The 24,550-nt window shown below is 66.1% G+C and carries 20 protein-coding genes; 9 read left to right on the forward strand and 11 right to left on the reverse strand.

From position 1 onward, the window contains the following. Positions 1–2: 2 nt before the first annotated feature. Both P0D62_RS04190 and P0D62_RS04195 read right to left on the reverse strand, forming a co-directional pair. Complete coding sequence (locus tag P0D62_RS04190) at positions 3–1,271, reverse strand: extracellular solute-binding protein (protein WP_275701367.1); 1,269 nt, start codon at positions 1,269–1,271, stop codon at positions 3–5. 140 nt (positions 1,272–1,411) lie between these two features. After that, positions 1,412–2,461 carry a LacI family DNA-binding transcriptional regulator gene (locus P0D62_RS04195; RefSeq protein ID WP_275701368.1) on the reverse strand — a complete coding sequence of 350 codons (1,050 nt, stop codon included), beginning with the start codon at positions 2,459–2,461 and terminating at the stop codon, positions 1,412–1,414. A 137-nt stretch (positions 2,462–2,598) separates the two neighbouring features. Between P0D62_RS04195 and P0D62_RS04200 the strand changes: the two genes are divergently transcribed. After that, positions 2,599–3,753 (forward strand): glycoside hydrolase 5 family protein, encoded by a 1,155-nt coding sequence (locus P0D62_RS04200; protein WP_275701369.1) that lies wholly within the window; start codon positions 2,599–2,601, stop codon positions 3,751–3,753. A gap of 21 nt (positions 3,754–3,774) precedes the next feature. Here P0D62_RS04200 and P0D62_RS04205 read toward each other — a convergent pair whose 3' ends face one another. From P0D62_RS04205 to mmsA, 8 genes are all read right to left on the reverse strand, one after another. Continuing rightward, a complete protein-coding gene (locus P0D62_RS04205) occupies positions 3,775–5,223 on the reverse strand; it encodes a glycoside hydrolase family 1 protein (RefSeq protein ID WP_275701370.1) in 1,449 nt (482 codons plus the stop codon). Continuing rightward, a complete protein-coding gene (locus P0D62_RS04210) occupies positions 5,216–5,563 on the reverse strand; it encodes a PTS lactose/cellobiose transporter subunit IIA (protein ID WP_275701371.1) in 348 nt (115 codons plus the stop codon). The genes P0D62_RS04205 and P0D62_RS04210 overlap by 8 nt, the downstream gene beginning before the upstream one ends. Before the next feature lie 2 nt (positions 5,564–5,565). After that, positions 5,566–6,981 (reverse strand): PTS sugar transporter subunit IIC, encoded by a 1,416-nt coding sequence (locus tag P0D62_RS04215; RefSeq protein ID WP_275701372.1) that lies wholly within the window; start codon positions 6,979–6,981, stop codon positions 5,566–5,568. Next, a complete protein-coding gene (locus P0D62_RS04220) occupies positions 6,981–7,304 on the reverse strand; it encodes a PTS sugar transporter subunit IIB (RefSeq protein ID WP_275701373.1) in 324 nt (107 codons plus the stop codon). The genes P0D62_RS04215 and P0D62_RS04220 overlap by 1 nt, the downstream gene beginning before the upstream one ends. A 127-nt stretch (positions 7,305–7,431) precedes the next feature. After that, positions 7,432–9,348: a BglG family transcription antiterminator gene (locus P0D62_RS04225; protein ID WP_275701374.1), complete on the reverse strand. Its 1,917-nt coding sequence runs from the start codon at positions 9,346–9,348 to the stop codon at positions 7,432–7,434. 190 nt (positions 9,349–9,538) lie between these two features. Continuing rightward, positions 9,539–10,666 (reverse strand): substrate-binding domain-containing protein, encoded by a 1,128-nt coding sequence (locus tag P0D62_RS04230; RefSeq protein ID WP_275701375.1) that lies wholly within the window; start codon positions 10,664–10,666, stop codon positions 9,539–9,541. A gap of 78 nt (positions 10,667–10,744) precedes the next feature. After that, the gene (locus P0D62_RS04235; protein ID WP_275701376.1) at positions 10,745–11,989 is read right to left on the reverse strand and encodes a sugar ABC transporter permease; all 1,245 of its coding nucleotides are present in this window, start codon (positions 11,987–11,989) and stop codon (positions 10,745–10,747) included. Between the two features lie 29 nt (positions 11,990–12,018). Beyond that, positions 12,019–13,566, reverse strand: a complete 1,548-nt coding sequence (gene mmsA / locus P0D62_RS04240) for a multiple monosaccharide ABC transporter ATP-binding protein (RefSeq protein ID WP_275701377.1) — start codon at positions 13,564–13,566, stop codon at positions 12,019–12,021. Positions 13,567–13,890: 324 nt separating this feature from the next. Between mmsA and P0D62_RS04245 the strand changes: the two genes are divergently transcribed. The 3 genes from P0D62_RS04245 (at position 13,891) to P0D62_RS04255 (ending at position 17,835) form a co-directional block, all read left to right on the forward strand. Continuing rightward, positions 13,891–15,036 carry an ROK family transcriptional regulator gene (locus P0D62_RS04245; protein ID WP_275701378.1) on the forward strand — a complete coding sequence of 382 codons (1,146 nt, stop codon included), beginning with the start codon at positions 13,891–13,893 and terminating at the stop codon, positions 15,034–15,036. Next, positions 15,033–15,794, forward strand: a complete 762-nt coding sequence (locus tag P0D62_RS04250) for an ATP-binding cassette domain-containing protein (RefSeq protein WP_275701379.1) — start codon at positions 15,033–15,035, stop codon at positions 15,792–15,794. Before P0D62_RS04245 ends, P0D62_RS04250 begins: the two co-directional genes overlap by 4 nt. A 337-nt stretch (positions 15,795–16,131) precedes the next feature. Beyond that, on the forward strand, positions 16,132–17,835 hold the full coding sequence (locus P0D62_RS04255) for a metallophosphoesterase (RefSeq protein WP_275701380.1): 1,704 nt from the start codon (positions 16,132–16,134) through the stop codon (positions 17,833–17,835). 65 nt (positions 17,836–17,900) lie between these two features. Here P0D62_RS04255 and P0D62_RS04260 read toward each other — a convergent pair whose 3' ends face one another. Beyond that, complete coding sequence (locus P0D62_RS04260; RefSeq protein ID WP_275701381.1) at positions 17,901–19,070, reverse strand: M20 metallopeptidase family protein; 1,170 nt, start codon at positions 19,068–19,070, stop codon at positions 17,901–17,903. 139 nt (positions 19,071–19,209) lie between these two features. On the opposite strand from P0D62_RS04260, the gene P0D62_RS04265 reads away from it, so the two are divergent. From P0D62_RS04265 to P0D62_RS04285, 5 genes are all read left to right on the forward strand, one after another. Continuing rightward, complete coding sequence (locus P0D62_RS04265; RefSeq protein ID WP_275701382.1) at positions 19,210–20,052, forward strand: adenylyltransferase/cytidyltransferase family protein; 843 nt, start codon at positions 19,210–19,212, stop codon at positions 20,050–20,052. A 55-nt stretch (positions 20,053–20,107) separates the two neighbouring features. After that, positions 20,108–21,316 (forward strand): DUF1972 domain-containing protein, encoded by a 1,209-nt coding sequence (locus P0D62_RS04270; protein ID WP_275701383.1) that lies wholly within the window; start codon positions 20,108–20,110, stop codon positions 21,314–21,316. Positions 21,317–21,318: 2 nt separating this feature from the next. After that, positions 21,319–22,446 (forward strand): Gfo/Idh/MocA family protein, encoded by a 1,128-nt coding sequence (locus tag P0D62_RS04275; RefSeq protein ID WP_275701384.1) that lies wholly within the window; start codon positions 21,319–21,321, stop codon positions 22,444–22,446. A 5-nt stretch (positions 22,447–22,451) separates the two neighbouring features. Beyond that, positions 22,452–23,315: a hypothetical protein gene (locus P0D62_RS04280; protein WP_275701385.1), complete on the forward strand. Its 864-nt coding sequence runs from the start codon at positions 22,452–22,454 to the stop codon at positions 23,313–23,315. A 65-nt stretch (positions 23,316–23,380) separates the two neighbouring features. After that, positions 23,381–24,490, forward strand: a complete 1,110-nt coding sequence (locus P0D62_RS04285; RefSeq protein ID WP_275701386.1) for a glycosyltransferase family 4 protein — start codon at positions 23,381–23,383, stop codon at positions 24,488–24,490. The last annotated feature ends 60 nt before the right edge of the window (positions 24,491–24,550 follow it).

The following is a 24,550-nucleotide window of genomic DNA, read 5'->3' on the forward strand; positions in this document are numbered from 1 at the left end:
GCTCAGTTCTCGATCCGGTTCTCGTTCGCGTAGGCAACGATCTTGTCGAGTGCCTCCTGGGAGCCGAGCTCGCCCTTGAGGGCCAGAGCCATCTGCTGGTCCATGTAGGTCTTCATCGCGCCGGTCCACTGGAACGGGGTGAGGATCTTGGCGGTCTTCATCGACTCGGAGATGATCTCCATGGCCGACTTCTGCAGCGGATCCTCGATGGCGGCGGTCAGCGCATCGGCGTTGGCGCTGCCCTCGACGGTGCCAGGCATGAAGCCGACGGCGATCTCGACGAACTTGAGCTGGTTCTCGGTGTTGGTCACGTACTCGGCCAGCGCGAGCGCGGCGGACTGGTTCTTGGACTGCGCCGAGACGGACAGGCCCTGGACGAACAGCGGCGCGGCGCCGATGCGCGGGGTCGCGATGGTGACGTCGTGGATCTTCGGGGCGTCGGTCTTCAGATCGCGGGCGAAGCCGGAGCCGGCGGTGGTGAAGGCCACCTTGCCCTGCTTGTACATGTCGGCGTTGCCGCCGTAGTCGCCGGTCAGCACCTCGGGCGGGAGCGCCTTGGCCGCGTAGGCGGCGGCGAAGTCGTCGATGATCTTGGCTGCGGCGGGCGTGTTGAACACGAACTCGCCGGCCTCGTTCATGACCGGGATGTCACTGGAGGCGAACAGGTCGAGCGTGGGCATCGACGAGAGCAGCGGCATCTGGCCGTTGGAGGCCTCTCCCACCTCGGTGGCGAGCTTGAGCATGTCCTCGTTGGTGGTGGGCAGGTTCTCGACGTCGGCGCCGTACTTCTTCAGCTCCTCGCCGTTCCACCAGGCGAGGTCGGTGCCGAGGTACCAGGGCAGGCCGAAGGTGCCTTCGAGGCCCGGGTACTGGTAGGCCTCCCACGCGCCGGGCACGTAGACCGACGCCAGGTCGGGCTTGGCGGTGGCGAGATCGAGCAGGACGCCGGCGTCGGCCAGCGGGTAGGCGATGTCCGGAGGGAGGTTGATCACGTCGGGCAGCGTGTTGGAGTTGGCCTGGCTGAGCACCTTGTCCTGGTAGCCGTCACCCGGCTGGTCGAGCCACTCGACCTTCACACCGGTCTCCGCCTCGAAGTCCTTGATCAGGGCCTCGAAGTAGGGGGCGAAGGTCTCGTTCTTCAGCGACCAGGTCTGGAACGACACGGTGCCGCTGAGTTCACCGTCGGTGTCCACGGGCTCCGCAGGGGTGGCCGGGCCGCTTCCTCCGGTGCACGCGGTGAGAGCCAGCGCCGCTGTGGCGAGAGCTGCCACTGTCTTTGTCCATCGTATTTGCATCTTCTGCACTTCCTTGAGCCGATCGGTGCGCTGCTGCGACCCCGCAACTACAGCGCTTAAGTACGGACACCGTAGGCATCGGCGCCGCCGTGTGTCAAGGGAAAAGCCCGAACGGTTCAGTGGGTGGCGAGCGCCGAGGGTCGGCCCGTCGACTCCCGGTGCACGACCTGCATCCCCATGGGCTCGGGTTTCGCCTCGGTGTGGGCGAGCAGGCTGAACATCTCAGCCGCCGCCAAGCGTCCTAGCGACACTGCGTCGCGGTCCAGCGCGGTGAGGGTGGGGTGCAGCACCTGGCAGGTGGTGGAGTCCTCCCAGGAGACGATCGAGATGTCCTCGGGGATGGAGAGCCCGCGCTGTGCGATGACGCTCATGCCGGCGAGCGCCATCACCTCGCTGTCGAAGACGATCGCGGTGGGTGGCTGGGGCGACTTCAGAAGGCGCTCGGTGGCTCGGCGGGCCAGCGTGGTGTCGAAGCCGCCTGCCAGCGCCTGCCCCCAGATGCCGTGGTCCACGCAGAATTGTTCGAAGGCCTGCATCCGGTGCTGGATGTGGCGGAAGGACTGATCGCCCGTGACCAGCCCGACGCGCTGATGTCCCAGCTCGTGCAGGTGCTCCATGATCAGCTGCATGGCCTGCGCGTTGTCGACGTGCAGGCTGCGGATCCTGGCATCGTCGACATCGCCGCCGACGACCACCGTCGGCGCGTCCAGTGCGATCAGGGCCGCGATGCGCGGATCGTCGACCCGGAGGTCGAGCACGAGGATGCCGTCCACCCTGCCGTCGCCCATCCACGCCTGATGAATAGCGATCTCGGCGGCGGTGTCGTTGGCCATCTGCAGCAGCAGAGAGTAGCCGCGCTCGCTGAGCGCCGACTGCACGCCCGCGATGAACTTGGTGAAGAAGATCTCCTCGCCCACCACGGCCGCGGGCCGGGTAAGGACGAGCCCGATGGCCTCGGCCGCCTTGCCCATCAATGTCTGGGCGGCGTGGCTGGGGCGCCAGTTGAGTTCCTTCGCGACGTTGAGGATGCGGGCGCGTGTGGCATCGGAGACACCACGTTTGCCATTGACGGCAAGGGAAACGGCGCCGCTGGTCACGCCCGCGCGCTCGGCGATATCACTGATCGTGACCCGCTTCTTCTTGCGGCCTCCATCCTTGACAGGCAATGCACCCTCGCTCTTGTTCCGGTTCGAAAGCGCATTCTACTCGGTTGACGGTGGGTGTCGTCCGAGGCCTTCCAGGCGCCGTTCTAAAGCGCTACAGTGATGCGACTTGGTTCACCCCTACGCAACGAGGCAACGGCATGAAGTTTGGCGTCAACTACACCCCCCGGGCGGACTGGTTTCATCACTGGCTGGATTTCGAGGCGTCGGAGGTCGCTCGCGACTTCGACACCATCGTTCAGCTCGGCGCCGACCACGTGCGGGTCTTCCCGCTGTGGCCGCTCTTCCAGCCCAATCCCACCTTCATCAGCCCCACCGCACTCGGCCGCCTCGACGAGGTGCTGACGCTCGCCGCGAAGGCTGGGCTGAGCGTCGCCGTCGACGGACTCCAGGGGCACCTGTCCAGCTTTGACTTCCTGCCGGCCTGGCTGCTCAGCTGGCACCGTCGCAATATGTTCACCGACCCCGACGCCATCGCGGCCACCGCCCGCTACCTCGAGGCGATCTCCGCCGTGGCTGCCGGCCACGAGAACGCCTTCGCGGTCACCGTCGGCAACGAGGTGAACCAGTTCTCCGGCGGCATCCATCCCGACCCGCATCCGGCCACGCCCGACGAGATCACCGTGTGGCTAGGGGAGATGCTCGCCGCCGTGCGCCGCGGGGCGCCGGATCTGCTCGCGTTGCACTCCTGCTACGACGCCTCCTGGTACGACGACCGGCAGCCCTTCACCCTGGAGCACGTCGCGCGCGAGGGCGACGTGACGCTGGTGCACTCGTGGGTGTTCAACGGCACCGGCCAGCTCTACGGCCCGGACGCTTTCGAGACCCGGGCCCATGCCCGCTATCTGATGGAGGTGGCGCGCGCCTTCCAGACCGACCCCGCCCGCCCCATCTGGATGCAGGAGGTGGGGGCCCCGCGCAACGTGCTCCCGGAGGCGTCGATCCCCGCTTTCATCGAGGAGACGGTCGCGCAGGTCGCCGCCGCTCCGGACGTGTACGGGCTCACCTGGTGGTGCTCTCACGACGTGGCGCGCGCGCTCGGCCAGTACCCGGAGCTGGAGTACGACCTCGGCCTGATCGACGAGAACGGCACCATCAAGAAGGAGGGCGAGATGGTGAGGGAGGCGGTCGCCGCCGCCCGCTCTATCGTGCCCGACCAGCCGGCCACCGAGATCGTGCTGGACCTCGACGCCGTCGGCGGTCGCCCGGGACTCGCGCCGGGCGGAGCGTTCTTCGAGGCCTACATGGCCGAGGCGCACGCGAACGGACACCCGCGCGTGCGCCTCGCCGGCTGAAGAACACTCCGCTCCGACGGTCTACAAAGCGGCACCTCCGGAGGCGACGACGCCGGTCAGCCAGGCGTAGGAGTCCTTCTTGATGCGGGCGCCGCTGCCGTTGCCATGGTCGTCCAGGTCCACGTAGAGGTAGCCGTACCGCTTGGCCATCTCGCTGGAGGAACACGACACGATGTCGATCGGCCCCCACCAGAACCAGCCACGGAGGTCGACGCCGTCGACGATCGCCTCGCGCATCGCCGCCAGGTGCGCCCGCATGTAGTCGATGCGGTACGTGTCATGGATCGATCCGTCGGCCTCGACGACGTCCCGGTGGCCGAAGCCGTTCTCCGTGATGTAGATCGGCACCTGGTATCGGTCCCAGTAGTCGTTCAGCGCCACCCGCAGGCCGGTGGGGTTGATCGCCCAGCCCCATTCGTTGGCGTCCAGGTGCGGGTTGCGGTACCCGTCGCTGTCGCCGGCCGCCCATCGCTCGGCGTCGGTCACGTTCGTGTAGTAGAACGAGAACGACATGAAGTCGACCGTCCCCGCCGCGAGCGCCTCGGCGTCCCCGTCGCCGAAGGTGACGGTGAGTCCACGGTCGGCCAGGTAGCGCTTGATGAACCCCGGATAGGAGCCGCGCACCGCCACGTCGCTGAAGAAGTACTGCAGCTGGTTCTGCTGCCGGGCGGCGAGCACGTCGGCCGGATGGCAGGTGGCGGCGTCCGCGTTGCCATGACAGAGCATCACACCGACGCGGGCCTCCGGATCGATCTCGTGCGCCAGGGCCGTCACCTTCGCCGCCGCGACCATCTCGTTGTGGACGGCCTGGAACTTGGCCTCCTCGAGGCTGGTGACTCGGTCGGCCGCGACTCCCAGATGGTTGAACGACTCGTGCGTGATCAGGTTGATCTGGTTGACCGGGATCCAGTACTTCACGCGATCGCAGTAGCGGCGGAACACCACGTCGGCGAAGCGCACGAAGAGATCGATGACCTCCCGGGAGTACCACCCGTCATAGGACGTGGTGAGGTTGAGCGGCATCTCATAGTGGGACAAGGTGATCATCGGCTCCATGCCGTGGGCGCGGATCGAGTCGATGAGCCGGTCGTAGTAGGCGAGGCCCTCCTCATTGGGTTCGGCGTCGTCCCCGTTGGGGAAGATCCGCGCCCAGTTGATCGACGTCCGGAACGCGTTCATGCCGGTGCCCGCCATGAGCTCAAGATCGGAGTCGAACGTGTGGTAGAAGTCGATCGCCTCCCGCTTGGGGTAGCGGCCCTCGGTGTCGGCGACGTGGAAGGCGATCTGGTCGGTCGTCATCTCCTTGTTGGAGCGCTTCTCCGGTGGAAGGTCACCCCGGTACAGGTTGATGTCGGCCAGGCACCAGCCCTTGCCGCCCTCCTGCCAGGCGCCTTCGGCCTGATTCGCGGCGATCGCTCCGCCCCACAGGAAGTCGGCGGGGAAGCCGGTCGGAATGCTCAGATCACTCATCGGTTGCCTCCAACGCGCGGAGCCTCGCGTCGAACGACTCGAGGGTGGGCAGCAGCTTCTTCACGAGCCGGAACTCGCTGTACGCCGTCATGAGGGTGTCCTGGGCGTGAGAGAAGAGCATCGAGTAGCCGAACTCCTCGCCGCCGGCCTCCGACTGGATCATCTCGGTGTGGACGATATGGGCGGCCTTGATGCCCTGGTTGGCCTCCTTGATGAGTTCCGCCGCTTTGGCGAAGTCGCCGGCATGGACGGCGTCGATCGCCCGATAGGTGTTGCTGCGGCCCTCGCCGGACTTGATGATGATCTGCATCGCCGACGCGGCGATCTGCTTCGCTTCCATGCTCAGTTCTCCTTCGAGGGATTGCTCGGTCCGGGCGCGGCGTCGTTGACCACCTTGCGCCGGGTGGGCCGCTTGAGGGTGATGCCCCCAGACGCCGGTGCGGTGGCCGGTGTCGGGGATGTGGGCTCCGTGGCCGGTTGGGCGGCGGGCGCCGTCGGAGCGACGGAGGCCGCCGCAGGTGCCTCGTCGACCGCTGCGCCATCGGTGCGGAGTTCGGCCTCGAGCGTGATCTTCTCGTACGCGACGAAGAACGGGTACCAGATCAGCGTCGACAGCGCGACGACGATCACCAGCAGCACCAGGGCCATCACCGAGCCGGTGGTGAACCACGTCGCGAAGGGGAACGGCGTGTACCAGAGCTCGAACTGCCGCATCGGAATGGGGGCGAGCGGAATGATCTTGGTGAACAGCCACACCACCAGCGGCAGCACGATGCCCTGCAGCCACATCGGCAGCATCAGCGTGGGATTCCAGGCGATGGCGCCGAACACGACGGGCTCGTTGATGTTGAAGAGCGACGGCACGAAGCTCGCTCGGCCGAGGGCCTTCAGTCGCTTGGCGCGCGAGCGCATCAACATGATCACCAGTGGCATGGTGCAGCCGATGCCGCCGATCCAGAGGTAGGTGGAGAAGATACTGGTGGAGGTCACCAGGTTCTCGGCCTCTCCGGCGACGTTGGCCGCGATGGCGGCGAGCAGCCCCGGCTGCGTGATGGGGGTGAGCACCCACGTGGAGATGCCCATCGAGTACAGGAAGCACCAGATGAACATCATCAGCATGAACCCGAACGGGCTCTCGATGATGCCGGCCAGCGGCGAGAAGATCGCCAGCACGATGTTGTAGAGGTCGAAATGCAGCAGGTCGATCAGCACCCAGCCGAACACGACGACGACGCCGACCGGCAGCATGGAGTCGAACCAGGCGCGCACGAAGTCGGGGATCGGGGAGTCTTCCTTGAAGAACGAGAACGTCCCGATCAGCGACATGATGAACGCGGTCACCATGCCCGTGACGATGGCGACGAACATGCCGCCGGCGCCGAGCGCCGCGTGGCCGAAGCCCGGGTTGCCGTCGGCGATCACCTGGGGGGAGATGGTGATCAGGAAGAGCACCAGGCCGGCGAGGCCGGCGATGATGCGCTGCTTGCGCAGGCGCTTCTTCTCCATCAGGTTGAACGGGATCAAGAACGCGACGAACAGCGAGACCATGCCCATGGTCCAGCCGTAGGGCGTCCAGAAGCTCGGCAGCGCGGGGATGTAGTCGTTGAGGATCGCGAGCATCGCGAACAGTGAGCCGACGAAGATGAACGGCAGGGCCTGCATGATCGAGTCCTTGAGGGTCACGATCCAGACGTTGTTGTTCACCTTCGACATTCGGGGCGCGAACGACCCCTCCAGCCATTGGATGAACTTCTTCATCAGGCGTCTTCGTCCGAGAGGACGGCGATCAGGTGATCGATGGCGAGGTCGCCGTCGAGGGTGGAGTAGTAGTCGGGGCGCATCAGGATGACGGCGACGGGACGGTCACCGACGTAGTCGTCCACCTCGTCCACGATGTAGGCCAGGTGCGGGCCCACCATGAGCACGTCGATGTCGTCGACGTAGTTCTCGATCTCCGATTCGCTGCGCGCGGTCACCGAGACGTTGAGCCCTCGGGCGGTCGCCGCCTTGCGGATGTTGGCGGCCATGAAGCCGGAGCTGGCTCCCGAGCCGCACACCAAGAGGACGCGAATGGTTTCCATGTGATTCACTCCTTTCAGAGGCGCCTCTGCGGTGAGGCGTCACCGCTATCGTCGCCAGCCGGAGGTAGCGGTGCCAGTAGCTTTTCTGCCGCACCCCGGCAGAAGCTCCGCCTGCCCAGACGTGATCTCAGGTGAGGAGTTCCAGCAGCATGGCCGAGAACGAATCGAAGGCCGTGGACGCCGCGACGAGCCGGTCGACGTCGGCCGGCTCTCCGAGCGCCTCGATCAGGGCCTCCAGTACCCGGCGGAAGACGGCCATCCCGTCGGGCGCGATCGCGAACATGACGACCAGCTGCACGTCGGAATCGCCCCAGGCTACGGGCTCGTCGCAGGCCAGCACGCAGACGCCGGTGCGCAGACTGTCCTGGTAGAGGGAGTGGGGGATGGCGAAGCGCCCGCCGAAAGACGTCGCCGAGCGCCGTTCTCGTTCCAGCACGTCGTCGATGAATCCGGGCTCGGCCAGGCCGTGCGCGACGAGCAGATCGGCACCGGCTCGGATCGCCTCTTCAGCGTCGGCGAACCGTGGCCGGTGCTCGTACAGGGCGGGATCCAGCATCGCGACCACGGCAGCCCGTAATGCCTGGCGCCGCTGTCGTTCGCGTTCGACGCGGACCGCCTCGCGGATGGCGGTGACGTCGGCGTCGGTGCAGAACGGGCTGATCCGCAGGAACGGGATGTGCAAGGTGGCGGGCGGTGCGGAGGTGGAGACGATGAGATCGCTCGTGATCGTCGTGAGGTCGGCGGTGAGGTCGGTGACGGTGCTCTCCACGGTCGCCCTGCCGCCGGCCGCGTGATCCACTCGCTCGGCCAGCTGGCGGGTGAGATCCCACTGCCCGGGTGCGACCAGCGTGATCGTGACGGGCGGTCCGGCCTCGAGCTGGTCCTGCAACTGGGCGCCCAGGTGCAGCGCGAGGTAGTCGATCTCGCCGGGATCCACCACGAGGCCGGTGCGGGCGTGGAGCGCGTGCGCGAACAGCAGAGCCATCTCGTGCAGGAGCGGATAGGTGCGTTTGAAGCCGGCTCCGAGCGGGCTGCTCAGCTGGCGGCCCAGTCTGGCCCGCTCCAGGAGGTGCTGCAGGTGAAGGGCCAGCGGTGCCAGCGGACGGTCGTCGGGCCACTGGAGACCGAACTGATCGGTCAACGCGGCGACGGTGTCGCGGGTGAGTGCGAGCACCTGCGGTTCCGGTTCGAGAGTGCCGGTGCCGTGCTTCGCTCGGCCGTTCGCGAGGAGGAAGTTGTAGAGCAGCGCTTGCTCGCCGTCCTCCAGCACCGCACCGGTGACCGAGTGCACGGCATCTGTCACCGCACGGACCCCGTCGGTGATACGAGGGTCGGCGTCGGCGGGGAGCCCGGCTCCGCTGATCGCGGAGCCGGAGCTGGCGCGTTCGCTCGCGACGGTGAGGTGGATCAGCAGATCCCCGCGCACGTACTCGTTGAGTTCGAGGTCTGCGCCGGCCAGCGCGGTGGTGAGCGCCTTGGAGAGCCGCGCCATCTGGCTCCCCGGCCGTTCCCGGACGCTGGTGAGGGCGTCGAGACCGGCACCCTCATCCGACGAGAACAGCAGGCCGCGGAGCAGCCCGCGCTTTGCGCGCTCGGTGCCCTCGACGACGACGTGCTCGCGGTCGCGGCGCAGCACCAGGTCGTGCTGGCGCAGGACCGAGCGAGCCCGCGTCAGGTCGGACTCCAGCGTCGCCTCGCTCACGTGGAAACGCTCGGCGAGCTCGAACACATCGCCTTCTCCCTCGCGAGCGAGGCAGCGTAGCAGCGCCGCGAGCCGCCGGCGTGGCGTGTCGACCCTGGCCTGTTTGGTGGCGCGGGCCGACCGGAGCCGCCAGTACACCTGCTCGTCGAGGTGGTAGCCCCGTTGATCGGAGATGACCACCGGCCGGTCCAGTCCGTCGTTGAGGCCGGCGACGTAGTCGCGAACGGTGCGCGGCGAGACGCCCAGTTGCTCGGCCACGACGCGTGCCGACAGCGGGGCCTGGCTTCGCCTGAGCACGTTGAGCAGCTGCGCTTGCCGTGCTTCCCGATCCGAGGTGCGCATGCCGGGAAGGCTACACGAGACACGCATGGATACAGCCGGCTACGCGGGGTCTGACAAGGGGAGGATCCCTGCCTGGAGGTCGCGTTCCTTTCGAGGCTCGGCCGCGGGGGGCCTCGCACCTCAAGGAGCGAAAAAAGAGGGCGGTGGCCCGGATTGCTCCGGACCACCGCCCTCTTCGGTTACTGGACGATCAGCCCTCGATCAGAGCGAGACGCTCGGGATCGTTGGCGAAGGCCTCCTTGAGGTTGTCCTTGGTGACCACCAGCGGATCGAGCTGGTAGATGCCGACTTCCTTCGCACCGTTGTCAGCCTTCTCGGAGGGCTCCGGCAGGGTGCCGGTGGACTGCAGCGCCTGGATCAGCTCGATGGTCTTGCCCACCAGCTGATCGGTCGGCTTGGCGACGGTCGAGTACTGGCGGCCATCGGCGATCCACTTCACCGACTCGTTCTCGGCGTCGAGGCCGGTGACGATCGGCAGGTCGCGGCCGGCCTGCTGGTTCGAGGTCAGGATCGCGCGGGCGATGCCGTCGTTCGGGGAGAGCACGCCGTCGAGCTGCTTGCCTTCGTAGTTGCCGGCGAGGATCGAGTCCATGCGGGCCTGGGCCTTCGAGTTGTCCCAGTCCTGGGTGGCGGCCTGCGTGAAGTCGGTCTGGCCGGAGACCACGGTCAGGGTGCCGTCGTCGATCTTGGGCTGGAGAACCTCCATGGCGCCCTGGAAGAACAGGCCGGCGTTCGGGTCGGCGGGGCCGCCGGCGAACAGCTCGATGTTGTAGGGGCCGTCACCCTTGGTGGCGAGCCCGTCGAGCAGCGACTGGCCCTGCAGCTGGCCGGTGCGAACCGAGCCGAACTGGATGACGCCGTCGACGGCCTCGGTGTTCTCGATCATGCGGTCGTAGCCCAGGATGTAGACGCCGGCCGCCTTGGCGGTCTCCAGCACGGAACCCAGCTGGGTGCCGTCGATGGGGCCGACGACGATGACCTTCGCGCCCTGCTCGACCATCGACTCGATCTGCTGCTGCTGCGAGGGCACCTTGTTGTCAGCGGCCTGGACGACGGCCTTGAAGCCGGCCTCTTCCAGCTTCGCCTTGAACATGGTGTCGGCCTCGGCCCAGTTCTGGGTGCCCAGCCAGGGCAGCGCCACGCCGATGGTGGCGTCGGCGGCGAAGCCTTCGCCGCCACCGCCGCCGGTGCTGGTGGCGCCGGGATCAGTGGTGTTGCCAGGGTCGGTGGTCTCACTGCCGCGGCCGCCGCCGCACGCCGTCAGGCTCAGCGACGCGACCACGAGGCCGATTGCGACCTTCGCGAGCTTGGACTTCATGGGGATTCCTTTCATTGACCTCCCCGGCCTCTCCGGAGAGGGATATGTCGGTCAGAGTTGATAGAGATGGATAGCGGATCAGGAGGAGCTTTCGACCTTCTTCTCGGAGGTCTTGCTGCCTCCGAAGCGCGCGGTGATCGCGCCGATGATCGACGGCTTGCCCTGCGCCTTGTTGGCGACGTCGAAGGCGACGGCGGCCAGCAGCACGAGGCCCTTGATCACCTGGGTCTTGTCGGCGCCGACGTTCATCAGCATCAGGCCGGAGTTGAGCACGGCCATCACCAGGCCGCCGATCATGGAGCCCAGCACGGTGCCGATGCCGCCGGAGACCGCTGCACCGCCGATGAACACGGCCGCGATGGCGTCGAGTTCCCACATGTTGCCGTCGTTGGGACCGGCGGAGGTGGAGCGGCCGATGAACAGGATGCCCGCCACCGCTGCCAGGAAGCTCATGTTGAGCATCACGAGGAAGTAGGTCTTGGAGACGTTGACGCCGGACAGCGCGGCCGCAGCCTTGTTGCCGCCGACGGCGTAGATGTGGCGGCCGAAGCGGGTGCGCTGGGTGATCACGTGGTAGATGATGACGAGGATCAGCAGGATCACGCCGGGGATCGGGAACGAGGTGCCCGGGCGGCCGGAGCCGAACAGGTAGGTGACGTAGCCGATGACGGCGGTGACCAGCACGATCCGCGTCACCGAGGCCCACATCGGCGACTCGACGCCGCGAGCCACGGCTGCCGAGCGCTTGCTCAGCTCGCTCCAGATGAACCAGGCGATGCCGACGATGCCGAGCAGCAGCGTCGAGTTGTTCATGTTCGTGGCGGCCGGTCCCCATTCGGGCAGGTAACCGGCGCCGAAGAAGGAGAACTCGCGGGGAACCGGAACGGAGATCGAGCCGGACCACCAGATCACCAGGCCGCGGAAGATCATCATTCCGGCGAGGGTGGTGATGAAGCCGGGGATGCCCATTTTGGAGAGCCAGAATCCGTGCCACGCGCCGACGATGGCGCCGATCAGCAGGCCGAGCAGCAGGCCGCCCCACCACGGGACGCCGAAGTCCCGGATCGAGATGGCGACCGACATGCCGACGAATGCCGCCACGGAGCCCACCGACAGGTCGATGTGTCCGACGACGATCACCATCACCATGCCGATGGCCAGCACCAGCACGTAGGCGTTGCCGGCGATCAGATTCTGGAAGTTGGAGGGGGTGAGCATGCGGCCGCCGGAGGCGACGTTGAACACGATCACCAGGAGGACGAGCGCCAGCATCATGGTGTACTGCTGGAGGTTGCCGCCCAGTACTTGCTTGAGAGCCTTCATGTTTCTTCGGTCCTGTTTCTTCTCGCCGGTCAGGCTGCCGGTTCGGATGAGGTAGTGGTCATGCGGCGCATGAGGGATTCCTGGTCGGCGTCGGCGGCCATCAGCTCGCCGGTGATCTCGCCTTCGCGGATGGTGTAGATGCGGTCGCTGATGCCGAGCAGCTCGGGCAGCTCGGAGGAGATCACGATGATCGCCTTGCCGCTGTCGGCCAGAGCGTGGATCAGCTTGTAGATCTCGAACTTGGCGCCGACGTCGATGCCGCGCGTGGGCTCGTCGAGGATGAGCAGCTCAGGGGAGGTGTACATCCACTTGGCGAGCACCACCTTCTGCTGGTTGCCACCCGAGAGGGTGGCCACGCCGACGTCGATCGACGGGGTCTTGATCCGCAGATCCTGGCGGTACTTCTCGGAGATCTCGTTCTCGATCGACGCCTGCAGCAGGCCGCCGCGGACGATGCCCTTGAGGTTGGCCGACGTGACAGTGGTCTTGATCGAGTCGAGCAGGTTGAGCCCCAGCACCTTGCGGTCTTCCGTGACGTAGGCGAGGCCGTCATCGATGGCCTGCTGCACGGTGGCGGGTGCGATCTCCTTGCCGCCCAGCGTCATCGTGCCGGACCGGAAGATGCCGTAGCTGCGGCCGAAGATCGAGCGGGCCAGCTCGGTGCGGCCCGCGCCCATCAGGCCCGCGAAGCCGACCACCTCGCCGCGGCGCACGTTGAACGACGCGTGCTTGACGATCATCCGGCCGGGGATGGTGGGGGACTCCACGTTCCAGTCGTGCACCTCGAGCAGCACCTCGCGGATGTTCGGCGTGTGCTCGGGGTAGCGGTTCTCGATCGAGCGGCCCACCATGGAGCGGATGATCCGGTCCTCGTCCACCTGGCCGGCGATCACGTCGTAGGTCTCGACGGTCCGGCCGTCGCGGATCACGGTGACCGCGTCGGAGACGGCGGCGATCTCGTTCAGCTTGTGCGAGATCATGATGCAGGTGATGCCGCGCGACTTGAGGCCGCGCATCAGGTCGAGCAGGTTGGCCGAATCGTCCTCGTTGAGGGCCGCAGTGGGCTCGTCGAGGATCAGCAGCTTCACGTTCTTGGACAGCGCCTTGGCGATCTCGACCAGCTGCTGCTGGCCGACGCCGAGGTTCTTGGTGGGCGTGTGCGGGTCGATGTCGAGGCCCACCCGCGCGAGCAGTTCGGCCGCGCGCTGGTGCGCCGTGTTCCAGTCGATCAGGAGGCCCTTGCGCACCTCGGAGCCGAGGAAGATGTTCTCCGTGATGGAGAGCTCGGGGATCAGCGCCAGCTCCTGGTGGATGATGACGATGCCCTTCTCCTCCGAATCCTTGATCGTGGAGTTCTTGATCTCCTCGCCGTCGAAGAACATGTCGCCTTCGTAGGTGCCGTGGGGCCAGACGCCGGAGAGCACCTTCATCAAGGTCGACTTTCCGGCGCCGTTCTCGCCGCAGATTGCGTGGATGTCGCCGCGGCGCACAGACATGGACACATCGTCGAGGGCCCGGACACCGGGGAACTCCTTGACGATGTGTCTCATCTCGAGCAGGACGTGACTGTCAGTCATGGCTGTAGGCGTCTCCTTCGACTTGGCCTGCTGGTGAAAATAACCCGGCCATCACGGGCGGGCGATTGGCACGAGCGTAAGACGGCGAAACTCTTTGCGTCAACTAATGAACTCAATGGTTATCAAACCGTTACCTTGTCTCATCGGACGTCGAGTGCGGCGTCGATGGGGCCAGAGAAGAGGAAAATGCCTAGTCAGCGCGATGGTCGTCGATAGGCGGCAGCGGGCGTCCTGGTGGTGTGTTGAGTTTTTGTTGTGAACTCAACTCTGGAGCCTCTCGTGCGGCGCTGCTACCGTGGAGGTTCGAATCGAGGAGGATTTGTCGTGATCGGTGGCCGTGCGCGGGGTTCGCAGACCTCGCTGCGTGAAGCCAACAGCGCGAGCGTGGTCGAAGCCGTCAAGCTGTACGGGCAGATCACCCAGGTGGAGCTCGCCGCCGTCACGGGGCTGTCTCCCGCCACCATCTCGAACCTGGTCAAGCAACTCCAGGCCGACGGCGTGGTGCAGACCGACGCCACCATCCGCTCCGGCCGACGAGCGCAGTTGGTCTCGCTGAAGCGCACCTCCGGGTTGTCCGTCGGCGTGCACATCGGGCGGAGGCAGGCCTCCGTCGTCGTCTCCGATGCGTCCTGGCGGATCAACCTTTCGCAGCATCTGCCCCTTCCCGCCGATCATCGCAGCGACACCACGCTCGACCGGGTCGCCCTGCTCGTCGCCGAGCTGAGCGAGCAGGTGGGAGCCGACCTCGACGAGGTGGAGGCGATCGGCGTCGCGGCGCCGGTGTCCGATGGTCGGCCCGGCCCTCCTGGGCTCGCGGGCTGGGAGGACATCGACGTGGCCGCCGTGCTCGAACGACGGCTGGGACGGCGCGTGCTGATGGTCGGCGAGGCCGAGGCGGTGGCTGTCGCCGAGACCCGCTTCGGCAGCCTGAGAGGGGTGGGGTCCGCGCTGGTGGTGCGTTCCTCCGCGGTCACCGACAGCTGCCTGGTGGTGAACGGGCGACCGCTCGCGGGACGCGCCGGCGCACTCGGACACATCCAGGTCGACCCCGCCGGACGCATCTGCCGGTGTGGCGGGCGGGGCTGTCTGAACACCGTCGTCTCGTCGCTCTCCCTGCAGGAGCTGCTCCGGGTGAGTCACGGGCCGATGAGCCTGAAGGCGATCGTCGAGGCCGCGAAACGCGGGGACGCGGGGTGCTACCAGGTGATCGCCGACGCGGGCGCCGCCGTCGGATCGGTGGTCGCGGATGCCGCGGTGCTGCTCGCGCCGGAACGCATCTGCGTGGCCGGCGATCTGGCCGCCGCGGGGGGAGTCTTCATCGAGCCGATCAGACAGGCGCTTCGTTCCCGGCCCGTGCTCGAGAACGGGCCGGAGCTCGTGGTCATGGCGGACTGCGAGGAGCCCGAGGCGCGCGGGGCGTGGGCGAGCGCCCAGGACGTCGCCGAGACGACGAGGACGGTGGCAGAATGAGCGCCGTGCGAGAGACGGCACCGATGCTGAGCTTGCGCTCGATCAGCAAGTTCTTCGGCGGCGTGCAGGCGCTGGTCGAGGTCGACCTGGATGTGTACCCGGGGGAAGTCGTGGCATTGGTCGGCGACAACGCGGCCGGCAAGTCGACCCTGGCGCGCATCATCGCGGGCGTCTATCAACCCGACGGCGGATCCATCCGGATCGAGGGCCAGGAGGTGCGCATCGCGTCCACCCAGGCCGCCATCGGTATGCGCGTGGCCACCGTGTTCCAGGAGTACGCGCTCGTCGAAGCGCTGGACGTCACGGCCAACATCTTTCTCGGACGGGAGCTCTCCGACGGCGGGCTGCTCGATCAGCACCGGATGGACGAGCTGGCGCGCGCCTACCTGGGGCGGCTGCGCACCCGGATCCCCGACCTGCGCACCCCGCTGTACGCGCTGTCGGCGGGGCAGCGGCAATGCGTCGCGATCGCCCGCACGCTGGTGAACAAGCCAAGGCTGGTGGTGCTCGACGAGCCCACCGCGGCGCTGTCGGTGGGGCAGACCGCCGAGGTGCTGAGCTACATCGAGGATCTCCGCTCACGAGGATTGGGTGTGATCGTGATCGGTCACAACCTGACGGATCTGCGGGCGGTGGCCGACCGCGTCGAGGTGTTGCGGCACGGCCGCAACAACGGCTCCTTCCCGGCGGCGACGGGCACCTACGAGGAGATCCTGGCCGCGATCACCGGCGCCACCCGTCTCCGCGCCCGCTCCTGAAGACGACGCGGGATCTTTAGTGAAGATCCTCCTATAGATCTATGGATACCCCGTCCTGACCTTTCGTCCATGCTGCGGAAAAATTGGTGGCCAAAATAGTTAGCCACTATGGGATAAACCTTGGGTTAATGATCTTTTGTGGCCATTTTTCTTGCCCTTATGACTAGATATCGCAGCGTTTGCCGGGCATTTTGATTTCGGATTTCGTGTGGTTATCCTACCGATGCCGACTCCGGGGGGTAGGTCGGAGAAGATGACTCACGTTCACCTAAATTTTCTTGAATGGATCAATATGTCTCACCGTCGCCGCGTCTCGGCGCTTCTACTCTCACTTGGGGTGGCCACTGGAGGATTCCTCCTGGGGCCAGGCTCGGCTTCGGCCCAGGCCGCTGTCAGCTGTGACACCCTCTCCAAGGCCGTCTACACGAGCACCAACCCCGGCCTCGTCACCGATCTTCTGACGATCTACGCCGACGAGCACACCCAGGCTCAGCGCGCCTACGGCTTCTCGGCCGACGCGGGAGTCATGGGCTACGGCTCCAGTCGTCAACGCGACGGCTTGGTGCCGGTGGCCCGGCTCTACAACTCGAAGACCGCGGACTTCGCCTGGGCGGTGGGTGACCAGGATGTGCAGCAACTGAAGGCTCGTGGCTTCGCGCTCGAGGAGAGCGCGAACTTCTATGCCGCGTCCGCTTCCGCCAGCTGCACCGTGGCCGTGCACCGCTACGTCAAGGGCGAGCACTATGCCTTCGCGGAGACCGCGGCGGAGCGCACGAAGCTTGCTGCGGCAGGCTGGTCTGATCAGGGAGCCATCTTCCACCTCAAGAAGGTCGAGGTGCCATCGGCGCCCACCACGCCGGCACCCACCAAGCCTCCTGCGACTCCGGCGCCCACTACTCCGGCCCCGACCAAGCCTGCCGTGACCCCGGCTCCGACGAAGCCGGCTGTGACTCCGGCGCCCACTACTCCGGCCCCGACCAAGCCTGCCGTGACCCCGGCTCCGACGAAGCCGGCTGTGACCCCGGCACCCACTACTCCGGCCCCGACCAAGCCGGCTGTGACCCCGACACCTACCACGCCTCCGGCGAACACCCGAGGCACTTTCAACCTCGCTGTCATCCCCGACACTCAGAACGAGACGGGGTCGAGCGATACCCGCATGGACAATCGGGCGAAGTGGTTGGTGGACTACCGGGCCAAGAACGGCCTGGAGTACGTGCTGCACACCGGTGATGTGGTCAACTGGGGAGCATTGGCTCCCTCACAGTTCGAGGTCGCCAAGAAGTCCTTCGCCATTCTCAAGAATGCGGGCATCCCCTATTCGATCGCGATCGGAAACCACGACACCCTTGCCGTGGGGCACAACGGAGTCTCAGGAAGTCGGGCGTACGGCGGTAGTGCGTATGCCGATAACCCGGAATGCAAGGAGAAACTGGGCAGCCGGTGCAATACCTCGCTGCTCATTCGCGATACGACTGCTTTCAACCAGAACTTCCCTCTGTCGAGCATGAAGAACGTCGGCGGGGTGTTCGAGGCCGGCAAGGTCGACAACATGTGGACCACCTTCAATGCGGACGGCGCCGACTGGCTCGTCCTGACTCTGGAGTTCCATGCCCGCGTGGAGGTCGTCGACTGGGCCAAGAAGGTCGTCGAGTCGCACCCGAACCACAACGTGATCGTCCAGACCCACTCGTACCTGACGGGTTCGGCCAAGATCTACCAGACGAACGCCGGATACGGCTCCACCACTGGCCAGTACCTCCTCGATGAGCTGATCAAGAAGTACTCGAACATCAAGCTGGCCTTCTCCGGTCACCAGGGCGCCGCTCACAGCCGTGTCGATACCGGAGTCAACGGCAACAAGGTGGTGTCCTACGTCGGTGCCTTCCACTCGGCCACGAGCAACCCCGTCAGGATCGTCACGATCGACGCGGACACCGGCGTGGTGAAGAGCACCGTGGAGGCGCCTTCGCTCGATACCACCTGGACGCAGTACTCGACGTCGCACACGATCAACGTGATCAAGAGCAAGACGAAGTAGTACCCCGCCCTCAGGTGTCGAAAGCTACCCCGTGTCCCGCTCGCGCATGCGCGAGCGGGACACGGTCACGTCAGCTTGTCGAAGGCTAGTTCGGCCAGGAGGCGCGCACCGTCGTCGAGGACCGAATCGTCGAACCGGGCGTAGGCCGAGTGGTTGAACGGGGCGGTGTCCGGATCGAGATCGGGTGGGCAGGCCGACAGGCCGATGAAGCAGCCGGGCGCCTCGAGCAGCAGCCGGGAGAAGTCCTCGGCGCCGGCGAGCGGGCGCTCCCAGCGTGCGTGACGCTCGTCCCCGAACAGCTCTGCGACCTTCGCCGCCACCACGTCGGCCTCGGTGTCGTCGTTGACGGTGACGGGGTATTGCTCGATCAGGGTGAAGTCGCAGGTGAGTCCGTGTGCGTCGGCGATGCCGTGGGCGAGCCCGCGGAGCCTCTCGATGAGCCGATCTCGGGTGGGGCGGGAGAATGCGCGCAAGGTGGCGTGGGCCTCGCCTTCCTCCGGGATCACGTTGGCGATCGTGCCGGCGCTCAGCTTCCCGACGGTGACCACGACGGGATCGAAGACGTCGAAGGAGCGGGTGACCATCGCGTGCGTCGCGGTGACCAGCTCGGCCAGTGCGGGTACGGGATCGGCGGCGCGCTGCGGGGTGGAGCCGTGGCCGCCTCGCCCGATGTAGCGGATCTGGGCCACGTCCGAGGAGGCCATCACTGTGCCGGGCTTGGTGCTGATCGTGCCGCAGGGGTCGAGCGCGGACCAGACGTGGATCGCATATACCCAGTCGGGGCGCGACCCGGCCACGTCGAGCAGGCCCTCTTCCAGCATGTAGCGGCATCCGTCGACGCCCTCTTCTCCGGGCTGGAACATGAAGACCACGTCGCCCGCGAGCTCGTCGCGTCGCTCACACAGCGTGTGGGCCGCCCCGATCAGCATCGCCATGTGCAGGTCATGGCCGCAGGCGTGCATGTTGCCGTTCGTGCTGGCCCACTCGAGGCCGGTGAGCTCGGTCACGGGAAGGGCGTCCATGTCGGCGCGCAGCAGCACGACGGGGCGCTTGCCCGTCGTCGGGCGGCCACCGCGCAGCACTCCGACGACTGACGAGACGGCTTTGCCGAGGGTGATCTCCAGGGGCAGCCCGTCCAGGGCTTTCAGCACGTAGGCCTGGGTTTCCGGGAGGTCGAGCCCCACTTCCGGGATCCGGTGCAGGTCGTGGCGGATGGAGACGAGATCGGTGGTCATGACACTTGTCTACCGCATCGGACGAACGGTGCCGTGGAGGATCTCTATCCGGGCGCCTCCCACGCGTTGCCGTTGCGAATGTTAGTCGATTGTCCAGGAGGTGCTGGGCCATTTGTCTAAGAGGTGGAGTTATGCAAAGATGACTGCAAGTACAGGTGTTGGGAGCCTGCACGGTTGCACCACATGGGGGGAAGTGCACATGAGTACCGCGTTCTTTTTGTCCGCGTTCGACCTTGTAGATGTCGGCGACGTTGACGTTCTAAACCAAGCCGCAGAAGAATCCGATCGCGTGGAAGCGCTCGTTCTATCCGATGAAGCGGTTCGCCAGGTGACAGGGAAACTGCCCGTCATCCCGGCCAAAGAGCGTCTGGAGATCGTAGGGGCGATCCGGGACGTCTCCGATGCGGACATCTTCGACCCGCACCGAAGCATCAAGCGCAGCGTGAATGACATCGTCTTCGCGCGCGAGAGCGTCGGAGTGGGCGCTGCGCCTGTCGACCGTTGGATCGCACCCCGGCGCCTTCGCCCGGCATCGGATATGGCCAGCCTGAGGGCCGCCAAGACTGGGCATGGCGTGCTCGGCTATGTGCCAGGGGCGTGGGATCGGTTCCACATCGGCCACCTCAACCTCCTGCGACGTGCTCGCCAGCACTGCGATCGGCTGGTCGTAGGTGTCGTGACCGACCAGGAGCTCTACAACGCCAAGGGCAAGATGCCGATGGTTCCGCTCGAGGAGCGGATGCAGGTTGTCGCGGCGATGGACATCGTCGACGCGGTGGTGGTCGACTTCTCGACCAGCAAGCTCGACGTCTGGGATCGCGTCCACTTCGACGTTCTCTTCAAGGGTGACGACTGGAAGGGCACCTCGAAGGGCACTCAGCTCGAGACAGAGATGCTGAGCGTCGGGGCCAGCGTGCATTATTTCCCGTACACTGCCCACACGTCCTCGACGGCTCTACGACAGATCCTCGCAGGCCGCTGATCCAGGCAACGCCGGATCCTCAGCAGCCTTTCGCTGAAATTAGGAGTTTCTTCCAGTGCACGTCAACAAACCGACCCGGATCGACGCACAGTCCAGTTCGGGCTCGTCGGACGCGCGTCCGACCGTACGCATCCTCGGCACCCATGGGGTGCCCGCCAACTACGGTGGATTCGAGACCGCCGCGGAGAAGGTGGGCCTTCACCTCGTCGCCGCGGGGTGGAGGGTGATCGTCTATTGCCAGGTCGAGGGCAAGGGTGAGATCACCTATGACGAGTGGCGCGGCATGGAGCGCGTCTTCGTCCCCGTCGATCTTCCGGGGTGGAAGGGCACCTCTCTCTTCGACCTCAAGTGCGTGGCGCACGCCAGCAAGTTCGACGATCTCTGCCTCGTGTTCGGGTACAACACCGGCATCTTCAACGTGTGGCAGCGCCTCAAGCGCATCCCCATGGTGATCAACATGGACGGCATCGAATGGTCCCGGTCTCGCTGGGGGTTCACCCGCCAAGCCATTCTGTACATCAACGAGCGGTTCTCCGCCGCCGCCGGCAACCATCTGATCGCCGATCATCCTGAGATCGAGAAGTACCTCTGGACGCGGGCGCCCAAGCGGAAGATCACGATGATCGCCTACGGTGCCGACGAGGTGCTCACCGCCGACGAGGCGCCCGTGCGTGAGCTGGGTCTCGAGCCGGGGGAGTATCTCACCATGATCTGCCGGCCGATCCCGGAGAACTCGATTCTCGAGATCGTCGAAGGATTCTCGCGCAAGCCGCGTCCGAAGAAGCTGGTCGTCCTCGGCACCTACGAGCCTGACAAGGATGATTACCACCGCAAGGTCGTCGAGGCAGCGTCTGATGACGTGATCTTCCCTGGGGCGATCTTCGATCCGGACGTCGTTCAGCCGCTGCGCTTCCACAGCGCGATGTATCTGCATGGACACACCGTCGGCGGGACGAACCCGTCGCTGGTGGAGGCGCTGGGTGCCGGAAATCCCGTCCTGGCGCACGACAATGCCTACAACCGTTGGACCGCCGGTCCTGACCAGTTGTATTTCACGACGGCGGACGACGTCGCCGAGAAGATGGACTGGGTGTTCGGCGCTCCCGAACGCCTGGCCACCATGAGCGAGGCGGCGCGAGCGCGCTACCACGCCGGTTTGACCTGGGATCAGGTCGGCGAGCAGTACCGCAGCCTGCTCGATCGGTATCTTCCCAAGAAGACCGCAAGACTCAGTAAGAAGAATCGCATTGGGGGCGATGAGTGATGGTGAAAGTAGCCGTTATCGGCTTGGGAAAGATGGGCATCTCGCACTTGTCCATGGTCCGGGCTCTGCCGGACGTGGAAGTGGTGGGCGTCGTGGACGCCACGGGATACCTGCTGAGCATCCTGAAGAAGTACACGGGGCTGAGGACCTACTCCTCGATCGACAAGCTGCTCGAGGCCGAGAAGCCCGACGCCGCCATCGTGGCGACGCCGTCGCGGCTGCACTACCCGATGGTGAAGCAGCTTCTGGATGCCGGCATCTCGGTCTTCTGTGAGAAGCCGTTCACGCTGAGCGGCACCGAAGGCGAGGAGCTGACCACGCTGGCCAACCAGCGCGGCCTCGTGACCCAGGTCGGCTACCACAACCGCTTCGTGGGTGCGTTCGCCGAGGTGAAGCGTCTCCTCGATCTCGGCGCCATCGGAGAGGTCACGCACGGCCTTGCGGAGTCCTACGGCCCGGTGGTGCTGAAGCCCGAGGGCGGCACATGGCGCAGCAAGAGCTCCGAGGGCGGCGGCTGCCTCTACGACTACGCGGCGCATCCGCTGAACCTGATCAACTGGTATCTAGGCCAGCCCGTCGGCGTCGGCGGCACGGTCCTGAACCGCGTGTTCTCCAACGAGATCGACGACGAGGTGTCCTCGACCCTCTACTACCCCGGCGGCAAGACGGTCAGCGTCTCCGTCAACTGGTCGGACGAGTCCGTGCGCAAGATGACCACCCGCATCACGCTGTGGGGTACCGGCGGGCGGATCTTCGCCGACCGCCAGGAGGTGCAGGTCTACCTGCGCGAGGACACCGCCATTCCTGAGGGCTACCAGCCCGGATGGAACGTGCGCTACACCACCGAGCTCACCGATCAGGTCGACTTCTACCTGCGCGGCGAGGAGTACACGGCGCAGCTGGCCCACTTCGTGGAGCGGGTCAAGGCGAAGCAACATGAGGGCATCAACACGTTCGAGTCCGCCGTCGAGACGGACAAGCTGATCGAGCGCATGATCGAGGACTCGAAGCGCGGGCCGGGGGTCCGACTGAGCGAGGAGATCGCTGCCCCGAAGGTGGTCAAGCGGTCGTTTGTGACGAGGGTGAAGGACGCCGTGCGGGCGTTCGGTGCGAACGGGAATCGGGGCTGACTGACATGGACAAGTTGCTATTCGGAGACAACCAGTTCTTCGGCGTGAACCACATGTCCGAGGAGAAGGCGCGCCAGCAGCAGATGCGCTTCCAGCGCACGGATGCCGTGATCGACGTCCTCAAGGACGCCTACGACGAGGGCGTCACGACCTTCATGTGCACCACGCACGACCGGATCGGTGAGGTGGCCGAGTACTTCCGCGAGAACCGCGAGCAGTACCCCGACTTCACCTTCTTCCCTGGCATGCCGTACGCGCACAAGTACGCCAACGCCGTCACCACCGATGGCATGATGGGTGCGCTCAAGCGCTTCCTGCCCGGTTCGGGCCTGGTCGACGCCGCCATGCGTGGCACCTCGTCGCTCGTCGGCAAGGACATCGAGGGCATGGTCACCCTGCTGATCGATGCCGAGATGAAGATGTTCGAGGGCCTGCCCACCCCGGTGATCTGGCTGCAGAACGTCGTCACCGACCTCCTGCTCGGCATGGGCTTCAACGAGGCGTTCAGCATCTTCGCCAACCACGTGCGCGAGAAGTACAACGCCGAGCCCGGCTTCATCACGATGAACCTGCCGATGCTGGCCGAGGTGCTCGCCAAGCAGGGCATCGCGTCGCCGCTGATCTGCTCCAACATCAACAAGATCGGCTTCCGGATGTCCGGCGGCATGGATGCTTACCGCAAGGCCCTGGAGTCGCACGACTTCCGCCCGGTGGCGATGTCGGTCTACGCGTCGGGTGCGATCCCGGCCGACGAGGCCATCCAGTGGGTGTGCGAGCAGCCGAATATCGAGGCCATCGTGTTCGGAGCCTCGTCGAGGCGCAACATCCGCAGCACGCGCGAGCTCGTTGACAAGTACTGGGTGAAGTAATGGCCGGGGATCCGCGGACCATCCTTGTCGCGAACCCGGGGGCGGACCTCTATGGCTCCGATCGCATGGCCATCGAGAGCGTGAAGGCGCTCGTCGGTGCCGGATACCGGGTGATCGTCACGGTGCCCGGGCCTGGCCCGCTGATCCAGATGATGACGGACATCGGCGCGACCGTCGTGGAGCAGCCGACGCCGATCGTTCGGCGCGGCCTGCTCTCGCCCAAGGGCCTCCTTCAACTCATCGGCGAGACCGTGTCGAGTTGGGGTCCCATGCTGCGTCTCATCACGCACACGAACGCCGGGACGGTGCTGGTCAACACGGTCACCCCGCCCCTGTGGTTCGTCGTCGGACGCTTCGCGCGCCGCTCCGTCGTGTGCCACGTGCACGAGGCTGAGTCCAAGACCTCCGTCCTGCTGCGCAAAGCGCTCTACGTCCCGTTGGTGTTGTGCCAGCGCGTCGTGGTCAACAGCCGCTTCACCCTTGAGGTGCTCGCTCAGGCTGCCTCCGCCGCGGCGAAGAAGGCCCGCATCGTGCACAATGCCGTTCCCGGGCCGGCGGAGGTGGTGCCTCCGCGCCCGGATCTCAAGGGTCCGGTTAGGATCGTCTACGTCGGCCGCCTCTCGCATCGCAAGGGTCCGCATGTCCTCGTCGAGGCCGCGGGGCACCTGCGCGATCGTGGACGTGACATCGCGCTCGAGCTCGTCGGGGCGGTGTTCCCGGGAAATGAGGGTTACGAGAGCGAGCTGAGGGATCGAGTATCCGCGCTCGGTCTCGACGAGGCAGTGACCTTCACGGGATTCCAACCCACCGTGTGGGGGGCCTTGGCGCGCTCCGATATCGCCGTGATGCCGTCCGTCTCCGACGAGTCGTTCGGTAATGCTGCGGTTGAGGCGGCCCTCGCCGCACGTCCTCTGATCGCCGCGGAGATTCCGGGGATCATGGAGGCCACGGAGCCCATCACCAGTCGAGTCGTCGTGCCGCCGGGAGACTCCGCCGCGCTCGCGGATGCGGTGGAGCGCATCGTCGACGACTGGGCGGACTACGCCGCGCGGGCGGTGTCCGACTCGAAGACGGTCGCCCGCACCTACTCCCAGGAGAGATACGCGGAGGGCCTGATCGCGGCACTCGGGCTTGCCGAACTGGCTCAGCGCTCTTCAGGTACCCAACGATCGTGACCGGATTGGTCGATACGTGTCCGATAGCAAAGTCCAGCCTGGCCGACGGCACGATTCGGT

It is taken from the genome of Tessaracoccus caeni, assembly GCF_029211185.1.
In the GTDB taxonomy this organism is placed as follows: domain Bacteria; phylum Actinomycetota; class Actinomycetes; order Propionibacteriales; family Propionibacteriaceae; genus Arachnia; species Arachnia caeni.